Below are 17,821 nucleotides of genomic sequence, written 5' to 3' on the forward strand. Positions count from 1 at the left end.
TCCCTCCACCACGCCCTTCCGATCTTGGCGGCGTGCGGCGACCGCGGGGGGGGCTCCACACGGCCTCTGAGATACGAGTACGACGGAGGCAGGCGACCCCCCTCCCTAACCCTCCCCCCCAAGGGGGGAGGGAACCAGAAGGGTCTCGCAGAGCCTCGACCCGACCGCCACAACCCGCCTGTCGAGTTACACCAGCTTCAGGACGTTCGCGAACAGGTCGCCGTCGTCGAACGGCTTCGTCAGGTACGCGTCCGCGCCCTGCTTCAGGCCCCAGAACTTGTCGCTGTCCTGGTTCTTGCTCGTCAGCAGCAGCACCTTGATGTTCTGGGTCGCGGCCGTCGTCTTCAACTGGCGGCAGACCTGGAACCCGTTCTTCTTCGGCATCACCACGTCGAGGACGACCAGCCGCGGCAGCTCCTTCGCGGCCTTCTCGATGGCCTCGTCGCCGTCGGCCGCGGTGATGACCCGGTAGCCCTTCTGGGCGAGCGCGTTCACCACCAGCCGCTGCTCGGTCGGGCTATCGTCCACCACCAAGATCGTGGTCGGCATGGGAGGCAACTCCTTCGATGAAAAAATCAATGGCCGGTTTTCGGCCGGTCGTTACGGCGTGAACCCCTCGACCCAACCCAGCGCCCGCTTCAACTCGCCGATGTACACGCCGCTCGTCTCGAGCCACTCGAGGGCCGGCTTGCGGCCGTGGAAGCACCCGCTGAGGAGTACGAAGTACCGCTCGAGCACCAGCGGCATGTCGCGGAGCACCCACATGCACTCCTGCAGCTTGCCGGCCCGCTCGGCCGTGTTCCCGCCGAACAGCCCGAGGAACCCCCGCTTCCCGGCCGACTGCCCGGCCACCTGGGCGGCGGTCAGGAACCGGCCGGCGGCGGCGAGCGAGTCGGCGATCGGCCGCGAGTACTTCTGCGGGTCCACGTGCGTGGCGATGAAGTCCGCCACCTGGTTGACCATGGCGGCCGCGATCCGCACCGCCCCGGCCGGGTCGCGGACGTGGGCCGGGTCTTCCAACGACGCCCGGCCGTGCTCCAACCGGCCGAGCAACTGCACCAGGATGACGTGCCACGTCCGGTCGTACTCCACGTCCGCCGGGTCGTCCACGGACTCGCCGTCCCACAGCGTCTTCGTCGCCCCGCGGGACTCGGCCGACAGCGGCAGGCCCGGAATCTGGTTCGGGTCGGCGTCGCTGCTGGTCAGGCTTTCCTTCGGCTTGGTCCGCGGCCCGAACAGGCTGAACCGGGCGTCGTCCTCGTACTTCGACATGACGGGTTCCTGCCGTTAAGGGGCCTTCTGGAGCGGGACGATCCGGCCCACGCTCGCGAGCAACTTCTGGGGATCGAACGGCTTGGTCAGGTACTCGACGGCCCCGGCCCACTGGCCGCGGAGCTTGTTGAAGAACCCGTCCTTGCCGGTCAGGAAGATGATCGGCACCTTGGACGTTTCCGCGTTCTGCCGCAGCATCTTGCACAGCTGGTAGCCGTCCAGCCCCGGCATGTTGATGTCGAGCAGGAACAGGTTCGGCGACCCGTGCTGGCGGATGCGTTCCGCCACCTCGTACCCGTCGGCCGCCTCGACGATCGTGTACCCGGCCGTGCCGAGCGTCACCGACACGAGCTTGCGGATGGTCGGGCTGTCGTCCACGATCATGACCGTCGGCTTGACGGCGAGCGCCGACCGCCGCTTCTCCTCGTCGGCGACCTTCCGCGTCGCCTCCCGGTGCTTGACGAGCCGGTTGACCTGCGCCCGCCAGTTCGGGTCGGCCGGGCGGCCCTTCACGGCCGTCTGCAGCGCCCGGATGCCCTCGTCCACGTACCCGAGGTTCAGGTACGAGACGCCGAGCTTGAACGCGTTCGCCGAACTCGGGTCGGCCTGGAGGTCGGCGTAAATCTTGTGCGCCGCCTGCTCGAGCAGCCGCCGGTCCGCGCCGGTGTGGACGTCGAACGCGGACGGGTTCTCGATGGTGACGACGGCCTTGCACCGCGGGCAGACGTGTTGGCTCTTGCCCGGCTCGCCCTGGTAGCCGCACAGGATGCACGCCCACTTCGGCGCGAGCTGCGCCTGGTAGTGGGCCAGCCCTTGCTTGGCCCGCTCGTTGTTCGGGTTGATGGCGAGGACGAACTGGAGCAGCTCGATCCCCTCGGCGGACGTGTCGGCGAGGCCGGCCCGCCACAGCCAGGCGGTCTCGTTCCGCGGGGCGAGGTCGGTGGCCTCGGCGAACCAGACCTTCGCCTGCCCGCGGTCGTTGGCCTTGGCGGCGGCCACGCCGGCCCGGCAGAGGGCGTCCGGCAGCCCGGCGGTGGCGTACTCGTTGCTCGGGTTGATGTCCAGCACGCGGCGGAGGCAGGCGAGCGACTCGCGGGGGTCCTCGGCCGTGTTCGCCAGCCACAGCCACGCGAGTTCGTTACCCGGCTCGAGGTCGGTGACCTGCCGGAGGAGCGTGCGGGTGCGGGCCTTGTCCCCGGCCCGGGCGGCGGCGATCCCGTCGCGGAGCAGGGAAACGGTTTCGACTGGTGCCATGTCGAGCGTCTCGATTCCGTCGGTGCAGAACGTGGGCAGTTGCCCCACAGAACAGGGAGACCTTTGTGGACTTTGGGACGGGTTGAGGTGGTTGTCAAATTTCTGACGGCCGCGCGATAGATTTTCAGCGCAGTCCGACGATGTGTTGAGCGAGAAACTGAGGGCCGGGGCTGAAAAGTTCGCCCAGGGCGCGGGAACTCTCAAGAAGTAGCGGCTCACGGCCGTCGCGCCGGCGAGCGTTACGGCGTAAGCGTGACATGTCTCGCATACGAGCGGAGACTAATACAAATTCTTGTGGAACCCAGAGCGGAAGCGACGGGGTGTGGCGACTGTCCCCACACCCCGTCGCTTCCGCTCTGGGTTCCACAAATCCGGCCGTTGCATCGGCCGGAAGTCGTGTCACCGCACCGCGCCGCCGTTGATGCGGATCGTCTGGCCGGTCACGAAGTTCGCCCCCGGCGACGCCAGCCACACGGCCGCCGACGCCAGGTCGTCCGGCAGGCCCCAGACCTGCTGCGGCGTCTCCCGGCGGACGCGGTCCTGCCACGCGGCCGACGCCGTCTCGCCCCAGGCCGTGCGAATCCACCCCGGCGCGAGGCAGTTCACCCGCACCTGCGGCGCGAGGCTCAGCGCCAAACTGCGCGTGAACGCCATCACCGCGCCCTTCACGGCCGCGAACAGTTGGCCGCTGTCGCCGTCCATGCCGCGGTCGGCCTGGTCCCAGCCCATCGTCAGGATGACGCCGCGGCCGGCCAGCTTCATCTTCTCGCCGACGGCGCGGGACAGCCGCATGGTCGATTTCAGATCGACGGCCAGCAGCTGGTCCAGCTTCTCGTCGAAGCTCAACTTCCCGCCCTCGCCGGTGAGCGTGTCCGCGCCGGCGTTGCAGACGAGCACGCCGAGGCCGTCGCCGAGCACGTCCCACGACTGCTTCGCCAACCGGTCCACCTCGGCCGGGTCGCGGAGGTCGGCCAGCACGGCGCGGCAGTCGTGGCCGTAGGCGCGGAGTTGGTGCGCGACCGTCTCGGCGGTTTCCTTCGACCGGTAGCCGTGGACGATGAGGTCCGCCCCGCGCTCGGCGAACGCGGTAGCGACGGCCCGGCCGATGCCGCTGGTCGAACCAGTGACCAACACCCGCACCCCGGCGAACAGGCTACGTTCCGCCGCCTCGGTGAAGTGCGGGATCCGCACCGCGTCGCGCTCGGCCTGGGGCCGCTCGGCGAGCAGGTCCGCGACCGTCCGCCGCAGGACCGGGTGGACCAGGTCCGGGGCCACGTCCGCCAGCGGCTTCAGGACGAACGACCGCTCGTGCATCCGCGGGTGCGGCAGGATGAGTTCCGGGGAATCCCAGATTTGGTCGCCGTAGACGAGCAGGTCGAGGTCGAGCGTCCGCGGGGCGTACACGCCGGCCTGCCGGACGGCCGGGCGGCGGCGGCCGAGCTGGTGCTCGATCTCCAACAGGATGCGGAGGACGGCCTGCGGCGGCAGGTCGGTCTCGATGACGGCGACGGCGTTCAGGTACGTCTGCGCGTCCGGCGAGCTGTCCTGCGGCGGCGCTTCGTAGTACGGCGACACGGCCGCGACGCGGACGTTCGGCTCGACCCGCAGCCGCCGGACGGCCGCGTCCAGGTAGCCCCGCCGGTCGCCGAGGTTGCTGCCGAGGGCGATGGGGATGAGTGGCATGGCGGCCCTTCGCGGTCAGAAGTCGGAGGTCAGAAGTCGGAGGTCAGAGGTCAGAAAAGACCTCGTACCGAGGGCGATAAAAAAACACCGCGAGGAGCCAGTCCTGGCGGTGTCGTGCGGGTTCCGGCCGGGCCGGTTACTTCTTCGCGGCGGCGTCGGCGGGGGCCGCGGCGTCGCCCTCGGCCGCTTCCTTCTTCGGCTTCTTCTTCAGCGCGACCTTCACCACGCGGGTCTTCGGCAGGCCGAACGGGCTGGTCCCGTCCTGCCACTTGCCGTCTTCCATCATTTTCAGGATGCGCTCGGACCGCTTCATCACGCACCGGACGCGGGACATGCCGCCCTTCCGCTTCAGGCTCTTGTCGATGGACATGGCTCAACCAGATGTTCGGGAGTTTCGGGAGGTCAGGTCGTCCTGACGGAACAGCTATGCTAGGGCGCGGGTCAGGCGTGGCAAGCCGGGGCGTTCAAACCCTGGGACCGCGGGCGTCCCGCCCGCCCACCTTCCCGGCCACGGGGATCCGCCTTACGTGGCGGGGAGCGAAGCGGGCGGGACGCCCGCGGTCCCAGGGGCGGTCGGCGTCACTTCCACCCGAACCCGGCCTTCGCCAGCTCGGCGTGCAGCGCGTCGAGGTCCAGCACGCGATACCCCAGGCCGTTCGCGAACGTGTACAGCAGCCGGCCGCCGTCCGGGCTGAACTCGACCGACCGCACCGCCTCGCCCAGGTTCGACAGCGCGAACAGTTGCCGCCACCCGCCGGCCGTCCGGGCGAACAGCTTCACCGACCGGTCGGCCGACCCGGTCGCGAGGTAGCCGTCGGACAGGGCCACGGCCGTCACCGCGTCCGCGTGCGGGGCGATCACGTCCTCTTCCACCCGGTCCGGTAGCCGGAGCGTGCGGACCTTGCCGGCGTACGTCCCGGCCACGACGAGCTTCTCGTCCCGGCTCAGGGCGATGCCCGTCACCGGGCCGTGCTTCGCCGCCAGGTAGCGGGTCGGACTCTTCGACCCCGGCGCGTAGGCGACGATGCTGCCGGCCCGCGACCCGGCCACGACGACCGAATCCCCGGCCGCCGCGGCCTGAATCCCGGCCGCGCCGAGCAGCTGGTCCTGCAAGTCGTTCGACCACCCGTCGGTGACCTTCCCGGTCGCCGCGTCCCGGCACTCGTGGTACACCGAATCGCGGACGACCCACAACTTGTCCCCGCGGGGCGTGAACCGCGGCAGCGCCGCGGCCGCCACGGCCAGCGTCCCGTGCGCCGTCGGCCGGGCCGCCGACCAGACGTGAACGTCCGAACACTCGGTCGTCACGGCCACGCGGTCGCCGTGCGTCGTCAGCCCGAACTTGCTCGCCTGCCGCGTCGGGTACGCCGCGGCCAGGGGGTAGTCCTGGGCGTCCGCCCCGTGGGCGAGGGAAACCGTCACCCGTTGCAGGGGGTCCTGGTCGTGCTCCTCCGGGCGGGCGACGAGCGCCGCCACCCCGCGGCCGTCGGTGGTGAACGCCGCCGCCCGGACGGGGCCGGCCGCGCGGACCGGGTGCTGCTGGCGGTCGAAGCCCCGCAGCTCGAAGCAGAGCGTCCCCTCGGCCGTGCCGACGTAGGCCGTCCGGCCGTCCGGGGACAGGGTCAGCGACATCATCCCCTCGCCGGGGATCGGGGCGGCCCCCGCGAGCCGGCCGGTGGCCACGTCCCACACCTTCAGCGTGTGGTCGGCCGCCGCGTCCGACAGCGAGATCAGCGCCCCGCCGGACGGGTGCAGGGCCAGGTGGTCGATCCCGTTGCGGTGGGCGGCGGCCTTCAGCACCGGGTCGATCATCGACATCGTCACCTTGCGGGTGGCGGCGTCGACGACGTGAACGTGCTCCGCGGCCGCGACCGCCAGCCAGTTCCCGGCCGGGTGGAACCGCAGCCGGTGGATGCCGTTGGGGAGGGTCACCGGCGGGCCGAGCGGCCGCAGCGTCGTCGCGTCCAGCACGAACAGCCGGTCCGCCACGCCGGCGTACAGCTCGTCCCGCGTCGGGTGGAGGGCGATGGCCCCGCAGTGGAACTCGGCCGGGTAACTCGCCGGCGGGCCGTCGCGGTCGAGGTCCCACCGGAAGACGCCGCCGTCCCACTTCGCCAGCGTGTACGCCGTCCGCCCGTCCCGGCCGACGACGAGGTCCGCGACCTCCCGGCCGACCGTCCACGTCCGGGCCGGGTGTTCCGTGTCCTGCGTCAAGTCCCAGTAGAAGAGGTGGCCGCTCTTCGTCGCCGCGAACAGGCCGTACCCGTCCGGGGTGTACGCGAGGTGCGGGAGAACCTCCGGCGTCTTCTTCCCGGTCTTCGGGTGGGTGACGTTGTGCGATGGCATCATCAGCACCCGCGTCTCTTGGCCCGTGCGAGCGTCGAACAGGCGGATCGGGATGGGCGTCACCCACGCGAACGGCCGGAAGTCGCCGACGGCCAGCTGCGCCCCGTCGGCCGTGACCGCGACCGCCCCGACCTTGTGCCCGGTCGTCACCGGCGGCCGCTCGCGGAAGTCGAGGGCCGTCAGCGCGGCCACGGCGTCGGTCCGCAGGTCGGCGATCATTTCGGCGTCCGGCCGGAGCTTGCCGAACGCCTTCAGGTCGTCCTCCGTCTCCCACGACCAGCCGGGCTTCCGGTCGAGCGGCCGCTGGCGAATCCGGGCGATGGCCGCGACCTGCTCCTTCGCCCGGACGATGTCGGCCTTCGCCTGCTGCTCGTTCGTGTAGGCGTGCTCGGCCTTCTGCCAGAGGGCGACGGCGACCAGCCCGAACCCGCCGAGGACGAGCGTGAGCGGCACCAGCACCCACGCGAGGGCGTGCATCGGCTTCCGCCGCGCCCACAGGACCAGCCGCTCCGGCGGCGGCGTCCGGCGGGCGTGGATCGGCTGGCCGTCCAGCCACCGGCGGAGTTCGTCCGCCAGGTCCGTCCCGGTCGCGTACCGGCGGTGCGGCTCCTTCGCCAGGCACTTCTGGATGATGGTTTCGAGGTCGCGGGAGCTGCCGGACATCACGCTCCGCAAGGACGGCGGGTCCGCGTTCACGACCTGGTGAATGACCGACGGCGGGGTGTCCCCCTCGAACGGCCGCCGCCCAGTGAGGCATTCGTAGAGCATGACGCCCAGCGCCCACACGTCCGCCGCGGGGCTGACGAACTTCGCCTGCCCGTTCGCCTGCTCCGGGGCCATGTAGTACGGCGTGCCCATCTGCAGGTCGGTGACGGTCAGGTTCGAGTCGAGCCGCTTCGCGAGGCCGAAGTCCGTGACCTTGGGTTCGCCGTCGGCGTCGAACAGGACGTTGCTCGGCTTCAGGTCGCGGTGGACGATGTTCTGCTCGTGCGCCGCCCCGGTCCCGCGGGCGAGCTTCTCGATCAGCTCGACGGCGTCGCGGACCGGCAGCCGCTTCTTCTGGTGAAGCCGCTGCGCGAGGCTGCCGCCGGGGAGGAGTTCGAGGACGAGGTACGGGACGGCGTGCGTCTCGCCGAAGTCGAACACCTGCGCGACGTGCGGGTGCTGGACGGCGGCCATGACCTCCGCCTCGGCGAAGAACCGGGCGAGGACCATCGGGCTGCGGTTGATCGGGCCGAGGACGGTCTTGACCGCGACCTCGCGGTTGAGGGCGGTTTGCCGGGCCTTGTAGACGATGCCCATGCCGCCGCGGCCGAGGACGCCGAGGACGGTGCAGTCCGGCAGCTGCGGGTAGGACTCGACCGTGTCGAAGTCTTGGGTGTCGGCGAGGTGCGCGTCGGCCCGGGCGAGGCCGATCGTCGAACGGAGCCGCGTGTCGGCCGTTCGGGAGCGTTCCGGGGCGAGGTCGTTAACGTCGCTGGTGCCGTGGTCCGGCATGGTCTGGGCAATCCGGGGGCGAAACACCCCAACTTAGCACACCGGCACGACCGTTACCACCCGCATTTATCGTCGAACGGCGGATCGCGGGCGACCCGATTGGTCGCCCGCGAACCGGTCGTCCAGTCGTTTAGTACCGGGCCTCGATCCCGAACCGGACCGCGTGCAGCGACACGCCGGTCTCCCGCGGGGTGAACGCCGGCAGCGCCGGCCCCGTCACGCCGCCGGTCCGCGGCGGGATTTGCGACGGGTTCACCCGCAGGTCGATCTGCTCGCCGGCCCGCACCACGTTGCTCAGGTGCATGAAGTCGTACCCCACGTACGTCCGCACCCGCGGCGTCAGTTGGCAGCCGACCTTCAGCCCGACCCACGGCATCACCGCGAACTCGTCGCGCTCGTACCGGCCGATGTTCGACGGCTGCGTCAGCAGGCCGCCGGGGAACGTCTGCGCGGTTCCGCCGGGCGTCGTGATCGTCGTGCTGCCGTCGATGTCGATGATCTGGTGGTTCACGCCGAGCGCCACCCCGGCCCGCGCCCCGACGTACCAGTGGCTGTACCGCCGCTCCGTCGAGACGCCGAGGTTCACGCCGTGGAAGTTGTTCGACGTGCGGAAGTTGTCCCGGACGAGGAACCGCGTCCCGGCCGGCACGTTCGTCTGGCCCGGCAGCGAGGTCAGGTCTTCCACGATGTTGATCTCGTCCCGCAGGTTCAAGTACGTGTACCCGAGCAAGAGGTCGAACCGGCCGCACGGGCTGCAACAGAGGTTCTTCACGAAGTTCGGCCCGCCGCCGATGAACCGGGACCGGCTGTCCACGGTCACGCTGCCGGCGAGGATGCCGGGGAACGACACGAGTTCCGTGTCCGGCAGGCCGGTGGCCGTGTTCGTGAACGGCCGGGTGATGATCGAGTTGCCGGTCGGATCGCCGGCCGTGAACCGGTCGCGGCTCTCGCCGAGGAAGAAGAAGTTCCCCTCGATGCCGCACTTGTTGCATTGGTCGAGCCACAGGCCGGCGTTCAGGTAGAACCCGCTGCGGCCGTCGTCGTTCAGGTCGCCGGTCGGGAAAAGAACCCGCGTGCCCGGGCCGCCGATCGTGCCGGCGACGGCGCGGGGCGTGCCGGCCGGGGCCGACGTGACGAGCGGCGGCGTTCGCTGGCCGGTCGTGCTGCCGTACCAGTACCCGGCGTCGATCCAGAACCGGCCGGGCGGGCCGCACGGGTCGCAGCAGAGGTGGTTCGTCGGCGTCGGGCAGCTCTCCGGGCACGGCGTCGTGAGGCCGCTGATGCCGCCGTCGGTGAGCAGGTTCGTGTGCGGCGTGGTCGGGGCCGCGGCCGCCGGCTTCGCCGCGGGCGTCGCCGGCGGCGTGGCCTTATCGACCGGCGTGGCCAGCGGCTTCGGCGCGGCCGGCGTTGCCGGGGCCGCGGGCTTCGCCGCGGGCTTCGGCGGTTCCGCCCGGACGGCCACCGGCGTGCCGGCCGGGGTCACGGCCGGCAGGGTGCGGACGGGGGGCGTCACCACGACGGTCGTGGACACCGGCGTGCGGTCGGGGAACAAGAGGCGGCCCAGCTTCGTCGAGCGGACCTGCGGGGCCGATGTCGTGGTCGGCGTGGGGGTGGCGACGGGCGCTTGCTGGGCGGACAGCACGCCGGCCGCCCCGACACAAGCCGCCACGCCGCCGAGAAACCGGGTGAGCATGGGGGGATTCCTTCCCTACGGGCTTCACGGGTGCATCCGGCCTCCGCCGGACTACGGGGCAACACCCGCGGAATGTCTCCATCCCGTACAGGTCTCGTATCGGTCCCACACGAACCCACCCTCTTCCCCGGCAATACTGCGCCTCCGTAAATTTACACTTCGGGCCACTTTAACCACGCTTCCCCGTTCAACCGGAACAACCGGCCGGTTTTTCGGACACGCGGGATGTTAAACTGGGGCAATTTTGTTGATTTTGACTTGAATACTGCCAAAGGCAGTTTGCACAATAAGAGACTTGAGTGATCGGGCGAAATTTTCTCACTCTAGAGGAAATGCGAACGTTCTCTTAACTCGGCTTTCCGACGAGCCGCGGATTTGGTGTGATCGTCACCCGCCAGGACCATCACCCGCAGAAGTCGCCTGCTCCGCCGATACGGATGTCCGTCGTTGCCGAGCCGCCATCCCCCAGCAAGAGGCGCGAAATTATGGCGTTGACCGCGAAAGCCCTACTGCAACGGCAGACACGGAAGTTGTTGCGGACCGCGACCCTCCGATTCGACACCCTCGAAGACCGCTCCACCCCGGCCGTCACCGGCCTCGTGTTCCAGGACTTTAACGCCAACGGCTCGTTCGACACCGCCGGGGCGGTCGCGAACAGCGGCGTCGGGTCCACGCCCACGGCCGTGGACATCGGCGTCGCGGGCGTGACCGTCACCGCGTACGACGCCGCCAACGCCGTCGTCGGCACGACGACGACCGCCGCGAACGGCACGTACACCCTCGACACCGGCGCGGCCGGCCCGCTCCGGGTCGAGTTCACCGGGCTGCCGGCCGGCGTGTTCTTCGGCCCGAGCGGGACCAGCTCCAACTCGGCCGTGCAGTTCGTGGACGCGGCCGCCGGGAACGTGAACCTGTCGCTCGTCCGCCCGGAAGACATCAGCGTCAACGACCCGAAGGTCGTCACCAACACCTACGTGTTCGCCGGCGGCACGAGCCGGGACGCGAACGCCGGCGCGGGCGTGATCGTCGAGTTCTCGTACTCGTCCGGGTCCGCGAGCGGCGACCCGAACCTCGACAACTACACGCGGCCGACCGCCCACGACCTCCGCGTCCGGCAGGACAACGTCGGCACGACGTGGGGCCTCGCCTACGACTCGTCGCGGGGGAAGCTGTACGCCGCCGCGTTCATGAAGCGGCACAGCGGGTTCGGCCCCGGCGGCCCCGGCGCGATCTACACGTCCGGCCTCACCGGCTCGACGGCGACTCTGTACGCGGACCTCAACAGCATCTACCCGAACAGCCCGGCCGGGAACCTCGCCGACGTGTTCCGCGACCAGGCGAACAACCCGGTCTCGTTCCTGCGGACCTACACGGACGAGGACTCGTGGGCGCGGGACGGCCTCGTCCGGTTCACGGACGTGAACGGCGTCACCCGCGACCTCGGGTGGGACACGGTCGGCAAGATTTCCCTCGGCGGCCTCGACACGAACGCCGACAACTCGCGGATGTACACCGTCGCCCTCGGCGACCGGCGGCTCTACTCCGTGCCGACGAGCGGGCTGTTGAACACGAGCACGGTCAACCGGTTCGACCTGCCGATCCCGGCGACCGTCACCGGCCGCACGGCGGCGAACCCGCTCGGCGACCTGCGGCCGTTCGCCGTCGAGTACCACCGCGGCCTCGTGTACGTCGGGGCGGTGAACTCGGCCGAGGCGACGCAGGACCGCAACGACCTCAAGGCTTACGTCTTCGCGTTCGACCCGAGCCGCGGCGTGTTCGTGAACGCCGCCCGGCAAACGACGACGACGGAAGCGGTGCTGGAAATCGACCTGAACTACGACCGCGGCCACATCCACATGGGCGGGGAGCAGAACGGCAACTTCCCGACCGGGATCGCCCCGCCCGACCCGGCCGAGTGGAACCCGTGGTCGCCGACGATCCGGTTCATCGCCCAGCAGCCGGAGGCGATCGGCCGGTCCGACTACCCGCAGCCGTGGCTGACCGGGCTGTCGTTCGACAACCAGGGGAACGTCGTCCTCGGCATCCGCGACCGGGCCGGCGACCAGTTCGGCCGGCTCACGGCCGAAGACCCGCTCAACCCGAACGCCTTCAACTTCTTCGGCATGACGGCCGGGGACACGCTCCGGGCGTTCATCAACGCCCCGTTCAACCTCGACGCCGTGCAGGCGAACCCGCTCCAGCCGCTGGCCGGGTGGACGCTCGAGTCGAACGGCCGCGGCCCGGCCGGGCAGGGCGGCGCGCCGCAGAACACCGGCCAGGGGCCGGGCGGCGGCGAGTTCTACTACCAGGACGACCTGCCCCGCGACCCGACCCAGCGGCCGGTCGGCGTGGCGACCGAGCACGACGAGGTCACCGTCGGCGGCGTGCTGCAGGTGCCGGGCACGAACGTCCTGCTGTCCACCGCGTTCGACCCGGTGCGGATCGCCGGCCGGGTGAACACCGGCGGCGTCCGGTGGTTCGACAACGCGACCGGCGAGACGACGAAGCAGTACGAACTCTACTTCACCCCGTTCGCGGCCGGGGCCGGGACGTTCGCGAAGGCCAACGGCGTCGGCGACCTCGTCGCCATCTCCGGCCCGCCGCCGGTCGAGATCGGCAACTACGTCTGGAACGACGCGAACAAGAACGGCGTCCAGGACGCCGGCGAGCAGGCCGCGGCCGGCGTGCAGCTGACGTTGTTCGCCGCCGGCGGGGACGGCTCCCTCGGCACGGCCGACGACATAGCGCTCGGCACCGCCACGACCGACGCGACCGGGAACTACTACTTCTCGTCCGTCGCCGGCCCGACGACGGCCAGCCGCGTCATGGGCCTGAACCTGACGCCGAACACGAAGTACGAGCTGCGGCTGGCGCTCGGCCAGTCCGCGCTCAACCGCAAGCAGGCGACGGTGGCGTTCGCGACCGGCAGTTCCATCGACTCGAACGCCGTCACCGCCGGCGGGAACCTCGTCGTCAGCGTGACGACCGGCACGGCCGGGGAGGCGAACCACACGTTCGACATCGGCCTCGTGGACGTGCCGCTCGTGTCCGTCGGCAACTTCGTCTGGAACGACGCGAACAACAACGGCGTCTTCGACCCGACCGAAGTGGGCATCGGCGGCGTGACGGTGAACCTGTACGCGGCGAACGGGACGACGCTCCTCGGCACGCGGCAGACGACCGCTGCCGGCGGCTACCAGTTCGACGACCTCGCCCCCGGCGGGTACGTCCTCGAAATCGTGCCCCCGGCCGGGTTCGCGTCCAGCACCGGGAAGAACGGGTCCACCACCGGGCCGTTCGAGCCGGGCGTGGTCGGCAACCTCGACAACCAGGACCACGGCACCGCCCAGGCGAACGGCACGATCCGCGCCGCCCTCGTCACCCTCGCCGCCCCCGGCGACGCGGCCAACCCGGACACGAACGGGAAGGGGCCGAACAACGCGAACTTCGCCATCGACTTCGGCCTCTTCCGGCCGCAGGCGGTCGGCAACTTCGTGTGGAACGACGCGAACAACAACGGGAAACTCGACGGCGCGGAGAAGGGCATCGGCGGCGTGCCGGTCGATCTGCTCGACGCGGCCGGCGGCGTGATCGGCAGCACGACGACGGACGGGAACGGGAACTACCTGTTCACGAACCTCGCGCCGGGCACGTACACGGTCCGCATCACCGCCCCGGCCGGGTTCCGCAGCAGTACGGGCACGAACGGCAGTGGCAGCGGCCCCTACGAGCCGGGCGTGACCGGGAACCAGGACAACGAGGACCACGGGACGACCGCCGGCGCGTTCGTCTCCACCGCGCCGTTCGTGCTCGGCGCGCCGGGGACGAACCCGGACGACACCGGGTTCGCCAACCTGCGGCAGGACTTCGGCCTGTTCCGCCCGCTGGCGCTCGGCGACTTCGTCTGGGAGGACGCGAACAACAACGGCGTCTTCGACACCGCCGAGCTGCCGCTCGCCGGCGTGGCGGTGGCGCTGGTCGATGCGTCCGGGGCGGTCGTCGCGACGACCGCGACCACCGGTAGCGGCGGCTACCTGTTCACGAACCTCACGCCCGGATCGTACACCGTCCGGGTGACGCCGCCGGCCGGGTACGTCAGCAGCACCGGGACGCCGAACAGTGCGACCGGCCCGTTCGAGCCGGCCCCGCAGACGGACGTGAACAACTCCGACCACGGCACGCTCGGCAAGAACGGGTTCGTGCAGTCGGTCGTCGCGCTGTCCCCGGCCGGCAACCCGGACGACGGCGGGTTCGCCAACCTCCGCCAGGACTTCGGGTTCTTCCGCCCGCTGGCGATCGGCAACTTCGTGTGGAACGACGCGAACAACAACGGGAAGCACGACGCCGGCGAGCCGGGCATCCCCGGCGTGCCGGTCCAGTTGCTCGACGCGGCCGGGAACGTCCTCGGCAACGCCGGCACGGACGCGAACGGCGGCTACCTGTTCACCGGCCTCACCCCCGGCACGTTCTCGGTGCGGATCACCGCCCCGGCCGGGTTCCGCAGCAGCACCGGGACGAACGGCCGCGCCAGCGGGCCGTATGAACCCGGCGTCACCGGCGACCAGAACAACGAGGACCACGGCACGGCCGCCGGGGCGTTCGTGACCACCGCCCCGTTCGCGCTGCTCGCCCCCGGCGCGAACCCGGACGAGAACGGCCTCGCGAACCTCCGCCAGGACTTCGGCCTGTTCCGGCCGCTGAGCCTGGGCGACTTCGTGTGGGAGGACGCGAACAATAACGGCGTCTTCGACACCGGCGAGCTGCCGCTGGACGGCGTGGCGGTCGCACTCGTCGATGCGGGCGGCGCGACGGTCGCCACCACCTCGACGGTCGGCGGGGCGTACCTGTTCACGAACCTGATTCCGGGCACGTACGCCGTCCGCGTCACCACGCCGGCCGGGTACGTCAGCAGCACGGGGACGAACGGCAGCCCGACCGGCCCGTTCGAGCCGGCTCCGCAGACGGACGCGAACAACACCGACCACGGCACGACCGCCGGCGGGGTCGCGCAGTCCGTCGTCGCGCTCTCGCAATCCGGCAACCCGGACGACGGCGGGTTCGCGAACCTGCGGCAGGACTTCGGGTTCTACCGCCCGCTGGCCGTCGGCAACTTCGTGTGGAACGACGCGAACAACGACGGGAAGCTAGACGCCGGCGAGGCCGGGCTGCCCGGCGTGGCCGTGCAACTGCTCGACGCCGCCGGCGGGGTCGTCGGGACCACCGCGACGGACGGGAACGGGAACTACCTGTTCACGAACCTCGCGCCGGGCACGTACACGGTCCGCATCACCGCCCCGGCCGGGTTCCGCACCAGCACCGGCGCGAACGGCCGCGCGACCGGCCCCTACGAGCCGGGCGTGACCGGGAACCAGGACAACGAGGACCACGGCACGGCCGCCGGCGCGTTCGTCCAGGCCGCGCCGGTCGCGCTGCTCGCGGCGGGGGCCAACCCGGACGAGAACGGCCTCGCGAACCTGCGGCAAGACTTCGGCCTGTTCCGGCCGCTGGCCGTCGGCAACCTCGTGTGGCTGGACGCGAACAACAACGGCGTCTTCGACCCGACCGAGAAGGGCATCGCCGGCATCCCGGTCCGGCTACGGGACGCGAACCTCAACCTCGTCGCCGCCGCCACGACGGACGCGAACGGGAACTACCTGTTCACCGACCTGTCGCCGGGCGGCTACCTCGTCGAGATCGACCGGCCCCAGGGGCTGAACCCGAACCTCACCAGCTCCACCGGCGCGCAGGCCGAGACGGGGCCGTATGAGACGGTCCCCGGCGGGCTGCTGCCGCCGAACGGCAACGACAACGAGGACAAGGGGAACACCCAGCCCGGCGGGCTGGTCATCTCCGCCCGCGCGATCACGCTGTTCTCGTTCGGGGCGAACCCGGACGCCGGCGGCGCGGCGAACCTCCGGCAGGACTTCGGCCTGACGACGGCGGACCGCACGGTCCCGCCGCCGCCGCCGGTCGAGCCGCCGCCCCCACCGCCGCCGCCGGTCGAGCCGCCGCCGCCGCCCCCGCCCCCGCTGCCGGCGCAGGTGTCCGGGTACGTCTACCGCGACACGTTCCAGGCGAACGGCGTCCGGCAGCTGGCGAACGGCGAGGCCGGCATCTCGAACACGACCGTCACGCTGTTCAGCAACGGCACCGCGATCGCCAGCACGCGGACGGACGCGAACGGGTTCTACCAGTTCACGAACTTGGCGGCCGGGGCGTACACGATCGTCGAGACGCAGCCGCCGGCGTGGATCGACGGCCTCGACACGGTCGGCAGCCTCGGCGGGACGCACCCGGCCAACGACGTGCTGACCGTCGTGCTGCAACCCGGCGATTCGGGCGTCGAGTACAACTTCGGCGAGGTGCTGCCGGCGACGATCCCGCCGTCCCCGCCGCCGCCGGTCTCCCCGCCGCCGCCCGGCGGGCCGTCGAAGGGGAACTTCCTCGGCTCGTCGCCGAACGGCGGGACGACCTCGCCGCCGAGCGCGTCGCCGCCGGTCGTCGTCGGGTCGCGGAACCCGTCGTTCAGCCGGCCGATCAACACGGCCCTGCCGACGACGGTGGTGACCGCCGGCGGGGCCGGCAGCCTGCCGGAAGTCCGGGTGTTCGACTACTCGTCCGGCAGCGAGCGGTTCCGCATCCAGGTGTACGAGAACAGCTTCCTCGGCGGCGTCCGGGTGGCCACCGCGGACGTGAACGACGACGGCGTGGACGACGTGATTACCGGGTCCGGGATCGGCGGCGGCCCCCGCATCCGCGTGTTCGACGGGGCCACCGGCCGGGTGCTGTTCGACTTCTTCGCGTTCGAGTCCACGTTCCGCGGCGGCGTCTTCGTCGCCGGCGGGGACGTGAACGGGGACGGGTTCGACGACGTCGTCGTCGGGGCGGAGGTCGGCGGCGGCCCCCGCATCTCGACGTTCAGCGGCAAGGACGGGTCGGTGCTAAACAACTTCTTCGCGTTCGACTCGAAGCAGCGGGGCGGGACGCGGGTGGCGGTGGCCGACTTCAACGGCGACGGGTTGGGCGACATCGTCGCCTCGACCGGCAAGGGCGTGCCGACGCGGATCAAGGTCATCAACGGCGCGAACGTGACGAACACGCTCCAGGAGTACGCCCCGTACGAGGCGCGGTTCACCGGCGGGGTGACGATCGCGGCCGGGGACGTGAACGGCGACGGCACGCCGGACGTGATCGCCGGGGCGGAGACCGGCGGCGGCCCGCGGGTGGTGACGTTCGACGGCAGGACGCAGCAGCCAATCCTGAGCTACTTCGCGTTCGAGTCCACGTTCACCGGCGGCATTCGCGTGGCGACGCAGGACGTGAACGCGGACGGCCGGGTGGACATCGTCGTCGGGACCGGCCCCGGCCGGCCGGCGGAGACGAAGATCTTCAGCGGGAACGGGCTGACCGTCCTCGACGACTTCTTCCCGGTGGACACGAACGGCGGCATCTACGTCGGCTAAGTCGAGACGCAGCTCCGCGAAGCCCACGCACGGTCGTGCGTGGGCTTTCGTGTTTCCCCACCGTACCGGGTACTGAGTACCCGGTACTCAGTACCCGGTACGGCAATCGGCCGTAGAATCTCTTTCGCTTCCCGAACCTCTCACGGAGTCCGTCCATGCTCGACCGCCGTTCCTTCCTCCACCTCACCGGCGTCGGGGCGCTCGCCGCCGTCGCGCCGAAGCTCGTCGCCGCCGACTCGAAGGACGACCTCTTCCGCATCTCGCTGGCCCAGTGGTCGCTGCACCGGGCGTACCAGCAGAAGAAGCTCGACGCGCTCAAGTTCGCGGAGACGACGAAGAAGGAGTACGACATCGCGGCCGTCGAGTACGTCAACCAGTTCTACAAGGACAAGAAGAAGGACGACGCCTACCTGACGGACCTGAAGAAGGTCGCGGACGACAACGGCGTCACGAGCGTCCTCATCATGTGCGACGGCGAGGGGAACCTCGGCGACCCGGACGAGAAGAAGCGGGCGACGGCCGTGAGCAACCACCTGCGGTGGCTGGAGTGGGCGAAGGTCCTCGGCTGCCACAGCATCCGGGTGAACGCGGCCAGCGACTGGAAGAAGGGGTT

The 17,821-nt window shown here is 70.7% G+C and carries 9 protein-coding genes; 2 read left to right on the plus strand and 7 right to left on the minus strand.

The window, feature by feature from the left end; all coding sequences use genetic code 11:
* Nucleotides 1-186: 186 nt before the first annotated feature.
* From AC5JJ2_RS23715 to AC5JJ2_RS23745, 7 genes are all read right to left on the minus strand, one after another.
* A complete protein-coding gene (locus tag AC5JJ2_RS23715; RefSeq protein WP_495860520.1) occupies nt 187-549 on the minus strand; it encodes a response regulator in 363 nt (120 codons plus the stop codon).
* Between the two features lie 51 nt (nt 550-600).
* A complete protein-coding gene (locus tag AC5JJ2_RS23720) occupies nt 601-1,272 on the minus strand; it encodes a hypothetical protein (protein ID WP_495860521.1) in 672 nt (223 codons plus the stop codon).
* A 15-nt stretch (nt 1,273-1,287) separates the two neighbouring features.
* Nucleotides 1,288-2,526: a response regulator gene (locus AC5JJ2_RS23725; protein WP_495860522.1), complete on the minus strand. Its 1,239-nt coding sequence runs from the start codon at nt 2,524-2,526 to the stop codon at nt 1,288-1,290.
* A gap of 399 nt (nt 2,527-2,925) precedes the next feature.
* Complete coding sequence (gene folK, locus AC5JJ2_RS23730) at nt 2,926-4,209, minus strand: 2-amino-4-hydroxy-6-hydroxymethyldihydropteridine diphosphokinase (RefSeq protein WP_495860523.1); 1,284 nt, start codon at nt 4,207-4,209, stop codon at nt 2,926-2,928.
* A 136-nt stretch (nt 4,210-4,345) separates the two neighbouring features.
* The gene (locus tag AC5JJ2_RS23735) at nt 4,346-4,579 is read right to left on the minus strand and encodes a small basic protein (protein WP_495860524.1); all 234 of its coding nucleotides are present in this window, start codon (nt 4,577-4,579) and stop codon (nt 4,346-4,348) included.
* Between the two features lie 209 nt (nt 4,580-4,788).
* Entirely contained in the window at nt 4,789-8,052 is a 3,264-nt protein-coding gene (locus tag AC5JJ2_RS23740) for a WD40 repeat domain-containing serine/threonine protein kinase (RefSeq protein WP_495860525.1), read from the minus strand.
* 130 nt (nt 8,053-8,182) lie between these two features.
* Nucleotides 8,183-9,745 (minus strand): BBP7 family outer membrane beta-barrel protein, encoded by a 1,563-nt coding sequence (locus AC5JJ2_RS23745; RefSeq protein ID WP_495860526.1) that lies wholly within the window; start codon nt 9,743-9,745, stop codon nt 8,183-8,185.
* Between the two features lie 491 nt (nt 9,746-10,236).
* On the opposite strand from AC5JJ2_RS23745, the gene AC5JJ2_RS23750 reads away from it, so the two are divergent.
* Complete coding sequence (locus tag AC5JJ2_RS23750) at nt 10,237-17,208, plus strand: SdrD B-like domain-containing protein (protein ID WP_495860527.1); 6,972 nt, start codon at nt 10,237-10,239, stop codon at nt 17,206-17,208.
* A 155-nt stretch (nt 17,209-17,363) separates the two neighbouring features.
* On the plus strand, nt 17,364-17,821 hold a 458-nt coding region (locus tag AC5JJ2_RS23755; RefSeq protein ID WP_495860528.1), incomplete at its 3' end, for a TIM barrel protein.

This window comes from Limnoglobus sp., assembly GCF_059499385.1.

Bases quoted from the DNA above. Each gene is read 5' to 3' on its own strand.
- AC5JJ2_RS23715 (WP_495860520.1), bottom strand. From the start codon at position 549: ATGCCGACCACGATCTTGGTGGTGGACGATAGCCCGACCGAGCAGCGG.
- AC5JJ2_RS23720 (WP_495860521.1), bottom strand. From the start codon at position 1,272: ATGTCGAAGTACGAGGACGACGCCCGGTTCAGCCTGTTCGGGCCGCGG.
- AC5JJ2_RS23725 (WP_495860522.1), bottom strand. From the start codon at position 2,526: ATGGCACCAGTCGAAACCGTTTCCCTGCTCCGCGACGGGATCGCCGCC.
- folK (WP_495860523.1), bottom strand. From the start codon at position 4,209: ATGCCACTCATCCCCATCGCCCTCGGCAGCAACCTCGGCGACCGGCGG.
- AC5JJ2_RS23735 (WP_495860524.1), bottom strand. From the start codon at position 4,579: ATGTCCATCGACAAGAGCCTGAAGCGGAAGGGCGGCATGTCCCGCGTC.
- AC5JJ2_RS23740 (WP_495860525.1), bottom strand. From the start codon at position 8,052: ATGCCGGACCACGGCACCAGCGACGTTAACGACCTCGCCCCGGAACGC.
- AC5JJ2_RS23745 (WP_495860526.1), bottom strand. From the start codon at position 9,745: ATGCTCACCCGGTTTCTCGGCGGCGTGGCGGCTTGTGTCGGGGCGGCC.